This window comes from Blautia sp. AM28-27, from assembly GCF_003480905.1.
Taxonomy (GTDB): Bacteria; Bacillota; Clostridia; order Lachnospirales; family Lachnospiraceae; genus Fusicatenibacter; species Fusicatenibacter saccharivorans.
The window spans coordinates 1-4,410 of record NZ_QUJK01000032.1 but is presented as its reverse complement, the minus strand read 5'-3'; the positions used below and the strand labels follow the sequence as shown (position 1 = coordinate 4,410).

Annotated in this window: 6 protein-coding genes; all 6 read left to right on the top strand. The window is 48.3% G+C overall.

The genetic code is table 11. The annotated features are described in order from the left end of the window. Nucleotides 1–60: 60 nt before the first annotated feature. Nucleotides 61–384: an ATP-binding cassette domain-containing protein gene (locus tag DW743_RS17665; RefSeq protein ID WP_117762294.1), complete on the top strand. Its 324-nt coding sequence runs from the start codon at nucleotides 61–63 to the stop codon at nucleotides 382–384. A gap of 35 nt (nucleotides 385–419) precedes the next feature. Beyond that, nucleotides 420–785 (top strand): metal-dependent transcriptional regulator, encoded by a 366-nt coding sequence (locus DW743_RS17660; RefSeq protein WP_117762293.1) that lies wholly within the window; start codon nucleotides 420–422, stop codon nucleotides 783–785. A gap of 519 nt (nucleotides 786–1,304) precedes the next feature. Next, the gene (locus tag DW743_RS17655) at nucleotides 1,305–1,739 is read left to right on the top strand and encodes a sigma-70 family RNA polymerase sigma factor (RefSeq protein ID WP_117762292.1); all 435 of its coding nucleotides are present in this window, start codon (nucleotides 1,305–1,307) and stop codon (nucleotides 1,737–1,739) included. Then, nucleotides 1,724–1,963, top strand: a complete 240-nt coding sequence (locus DW743_RS17650; RefSeq protein ID WP_015573218.1) for a helix-turn-helix domain-containing protein — start codon at nucleotides 1,724–1,726, stop codon at nucleotides 1,961–1,963. Before DW743_RS17655 ends, DW743_RS17650 begins: the two co-directional genes overlap by 16 nt. Before the next feature lie 396 nt (nucleotides 1,964–2,359). Further along, nucleotides 2,360–2,527, top strand: coding sequence for a transposon-encoded TnpW family protein (locus tag DW743_RS17645; RefSeq protein WP_099322306.1), 168 nt, complete (start codon nucleotides 2,360–2,362; stop codon nucleotides 2,525–2,527). An 86-nt stretch (nucleotides 2,528–2,613) separates the two neighbouring features. Further along, a complete protein-coding gene (locus tag DW743_RS17640) occupies nucleotides 2,614–4,293 on the top strand; it encodes a recombinase family protein (protein WP_117762291.1) in 1,680 nt (559 codons plus the stop codon). The last annotated feature ends 117 nt before the right edge of the window (nucleotides 4,294–4,410 follow it).

Genomic DNA, 4,410 nt, shown 5'->3' with positions numbered 1-4,410 from the left:
TACAGAGGGTGTCTTTCTTTTGTGCAATATTTTGGATTTGCTCATTTATAGTTAGGTAGTATGGCTTCACAAGCAGATGTTAATGAGTTGCTGAAAGAATTTGACCTTTATCAATTCAGGGAAAAACATCCGCAGACTTTATCAGGTGGACAAAAGCAAAGACTGGCAGTTGTTACTGCCCTTTTATCCAATAAGAGGGTTCTGATTTTTGATGAACCTACAAGTGGATTAGATTATGACAATATGCTTCGAGTCAGTAAAACGCTTAAAGCGCTGGCGGAAAAGGACTATTTTGTTTTAGTTATTACCCATGATTTTGAATTGATTGAATCAGCTTGCGACCGTTGTCTTAGACTGGAAAATAACCAAATTTATGATTTATAACTGCACTATTTATAGCAGACAGGAGGTGAGAGTAACTGATACTTCATTCGTCCGGGGAGGATTACCTGGAAGCCATACTTGTTCTCCAAAAGAAATTCGGTATGGTACGCTCCGTAGATGTGGCCCGACACATGGAGGTGTCAAAGCCCAGCGTGTGCCATGCGGTGGCTACCTTGCGGGACGGCGGCTTTCTTACAATGGACGAAGATCACTTTCTCCATCTGACCGATGTAGGCCGCGAGGTTGCCGAAAAAATTTACGAGCGCCATTGCTTTTTTACCGAACAGCTTATCGCAGCAGGCGTTGACCCTAGGATTGCGGAGGCCGATGCCTGCCGGATTGAACACATCATTAGCGATGAGAGCTTTTCACGACTGAAAGAGGCAGCCGTACAAGAATAAGATTAAATCGAATATTTCAAATTATCCTGCCCCGCCTGACGGGGAAAGAAAAAAACCGTTGCTGGGGCAGGCAGTTTCGTGCGCTCATTTTGCATTTATACCCATCGGCGGTTTTGAGAAATCAAGGCCGCCGTTCTTTTATGCCCTCATAAGAAACGACGCCCTGACGCTGGCGAGATCGGCGGCTTACGGAGGGAGCCGCCATGAAGCAAAGAGCGTTTCGACAAATTAGGACAGAAATCTACCTGTCAAAAAAAGTCCGGCCACCACCGGAACCAGTTTTGCTTATTGCTATGAATTATATAATCATGTAAATAGCTTAAATAATTCATTTGCGCCTTTCTGCGTTTTGCAGACGGGCGCCTTTTTTTGTTTATGTGAGCCTCCGTTATACAGCGGAGCCTTTCATAAAAATTTTCTTCCTCTCGCGGTTGCCAAAATTGCCATCCCTGGATTACTGAGGCGAAAGGGAGGAAATCACCACCCCCGCACCTGCGGGCTGCGAAGGGAGGTGAGAAAATGAAAGACTCCTATGAGCAGCGTATTCAGAATCAGTTTGGCGCTTTCTGTGTCAAGGTTTTGAAGAATGAGGCCCGGCATATCCAGCGTGAATATGCCCGCCTCCGGGACCAGGAAAAATCCCTGGGCGAGCTGACCGCCTCCGAGCTGGAACAGACCGCCGTATGGGACAAGCACTTTATGGACGAATATGTCTTTGACGTGCAGGGGCTCCCGGTTGTTGTGAACGGCAACATTCTGGCCGACGCCTTAGCGCAGCTGCCGGAAGGCAAGCGGGATGTGATCCTGCTGTCCTACTTCCTGGGAATGACGGACCGTGAGATCAGCGAAAAGCTGAACATCGTCCATCAGACCGTATCGAAGCGGCGGCGCGCTACACTGAAAGAATTGCGCGAGTATCTGGTGAAGGAGGGATTTGAATGGCCGGACGAGTGAAGCCAATCCCGGTTCCTGTGATCCTGGCGGCTGTGAATGGCGATGAGGACGCCCTTGCCGCCGTAGTCGCCCACTATCAGAGTTACATCCGGGCGCTTGCAACCAGGCCGCTGAAAGACGATTACGGTAATACATATCTGTGCGTCGATGAAGATATGCGGCTCAGGCTTGAAGCAAAGCTGATCCATAGCATTGTAACAGGCTTCAAGGTATTGCCGGTCTAAAACCTTTGGGACAGACTTATTCTCCCTTTCACTGTCCCGATGGTCCGGCATGAAGCCTGACGGACCTTGACAAAGAAAGCCCGGCGGGAGGCCGCCGGTGCAGTATAAGGCAGACGGATACGTTCTGTCCTGTATCGAGCCATGCGTCCGGTGCGCCATGACCTCCCCCTGGGAGCGAGCGATAAACACTGGCCGCAAAGCAGGCGTGGCGTCCTGCGGGCGATGACATACAGGGCAGGTTAAAGATACTCGCGCGTTGAACGCCCACAAAGCATTGCGCGCCGCACCCACAAGCATGGGCCGGGGTGAGACTCCCGTGGAGCTGTGCCAGCAGCCGTCCGTTTTTTGCCTCTTTTATAACTTAACGAATGGTTTTGTATATGAAAGGGTGAAATTATGCAGAACGAGAAATCAACCGCGCCATCAATGGTGCGTGAATATAAAATCGGGAATACAACTTATGTTGTAAAATCCCATTCCAGACCCGACGCCACGGAGGACGCAGTTTCCAAAGTGAGACGTCTGATCCGAAACGACCTCCGAAAAAAGCCTGTAAATTCCTGAAAGACAGCAGACAGTTCCCAGGCAGCGCGGTATAATAGAATTGGGAAAACGCATTGCCTGTTTGACTGTCGGATAAGGAGGTTGCAATGTTACAGTCAAACACCCGCCCTGCCGCAAACAGTTTTCCTTTTGCAGTTTTGAACCAGGAAGAAATAACCGCTCTGTACTGCAGGTTATCCCAGGATGATAAACAGGAGGGCGATAGCAACAGTATTATCAATCAGAAAAAAATCCTCAAAAAGTATGCGCTGGACAGAGGATACACGAATATCCAGTTCTATATTGATGATGGCGTCTCAGGGACGACGTTTAACCGGGCCGGTTTCCAGAGCATGATCGCTGATGTGGAGGCCGGGAAGGTCAAGCGGGTCATTGTAAAAGATATGTCCCGTCTGGGCCGTGATTACCTGCAGGTTGGGATGTACACGGAAATTTTCTTTCCGGAGCATGATGTTCATTTTATCGCAGTCAATGATGGAGTGGACAGCAACCAGGAGGATAATGAGTTTACTCCCTTCCGCAATATCATCAATGAGTGGTACGCAAAGGACACAAGCAAGAAAATCCGCGCCGTGAAGCGGTCAAAGGGAATGGCTGGCGAGCATATCGGTTCCCATCCTCCCTACGGCTATATGAAAAATCCTGAAAACAAGAAGGAATGGATCATAGACGAAGAAGCCGCCGAGGTCGTGCGGGAAATCTTCCGGCTCTGTGTCGGGGGCTACGGTCCTACAAGGATTGCTCATATCCTGACAGAGAGGAAAATCCTCTGCCCTACGTATTACGCATTGGAGAAAGGCGGAAAGCCACGGACTGCGCTTCCTGCTGACAAATACACCTGGAATGGGCCGGTGGTCGCAAAGATACTGGACCGGATGGATTATCTGGGGCATACAGTGAATTTCAAGACCCATGTAAAATCCTATAAAGTCCACAAGACCATCTATAACAGCCCTGACCAGTGGAAAGTCTTTGAAGGCACCCATGAGGCGATTATAGACAAAGAAACTTTTGAGATCGTCCAGAAAATCCGGGCAGGAAAACGGCGTCCTACCAGGATGGGGGAAATGCCGATGTTCTCTGGTTTGCTCTATTGTGCGGACTGTGGACGTAAGCTGTCCTTCCACCGCAAGGCTGACGAACCTGCCGAAAAGCACCATTATCTCTGCGAGAATTACCGTAGCAATACGGCCAACTGTACTATGCACTACATCCGAAATGTAGTTGTGGAGCGGATCGTCCTTGAAAATCTGAAAGAGGTGATCCAGTATGTTTCCAACTATGAGGATGAATTTGTGCAGATGATAATGGATTCCGATATGCGGCAGAGAAACCGTGAGTTGGCGCAGAAGAAAAAGCGTCTGGCGGAGATACAAAAACGGATCGGGGAATTGGATACCATTTTCCAGCGTATCTATGAGGACAATATCATTGGCAAACTTTCTGACGAGCGTTTTATGAAAATGTCGAAGGGTTACGAGGATGAACAGCATACCTTGCAGACCGAGGCGAATGAAATCCAGAGCGAGCTCCAACAGGAAGAAAAGAAAAGCGTGGATGTAAAACGCTTCCTTGCCATTGTGAAGAAGTACACGGACCTGACCGAACTGACGCCTGAAATTCTCAGGGAGTTTATTGACAAGATTATTGTTCATGCTCCCGATAAGAGCAGCGGCAGACGGTTACAGGAAATCGAGATCATCTATAACCATATCGGAGAATTTGACCGTTCAAAGGTCACTCTTTGGAAAGGAAATGCGGTATAGCACCCACAATGCCATACCGCAATATCCTAATTCTAAAAAACATCCTTATGAAACCCTTGAAAAATCACAATGTCATTAACTTAAAAGCAGAAGATATTTATTCCGAAATGGATTAGA

What these genes read in the sequence shown, in the direction of transcription:
- DW743_RS17640 (WP_117762291.1), top strand. Translation starts at nt 2,614, where the DNA reads ATGTTACAGTCAAACACCCGCCCTGCCGCAAACAGTTTTCCTTTTGCA.
- DW743_RS17650 (WP_015573218.1), top strand. Translation starts at nt 1,724, where the DNA reads ATGGCCGGACGAGTGAAGCCAATCCCGGTTCCTGTGATCCTGGCGGCT.
- DW743_RS17665 (WP_117762294.1), top strand. Translation starts at nt 61, where the DNA reads ATGGCTTCACAAGCAGATGTTAATGAGTTGCTGAAAGAATTTGACCTT.
- DW743_RS17645 (WP_099322306.1), top strand. Translation starts at nt 2,360, where the DNA reads ATGCAGAACGAGAAATCAACCGCGCCATCAATGGTGCGTGAATATAAA.
- DW743_RS17655 (WP_117762292.1), top strand. Translation starts at nt 1,305, where the DNA reads ATGAAAGACTCCTATGAGCAGCGTATTCAGAATCAGTTTGGCGCTTTC.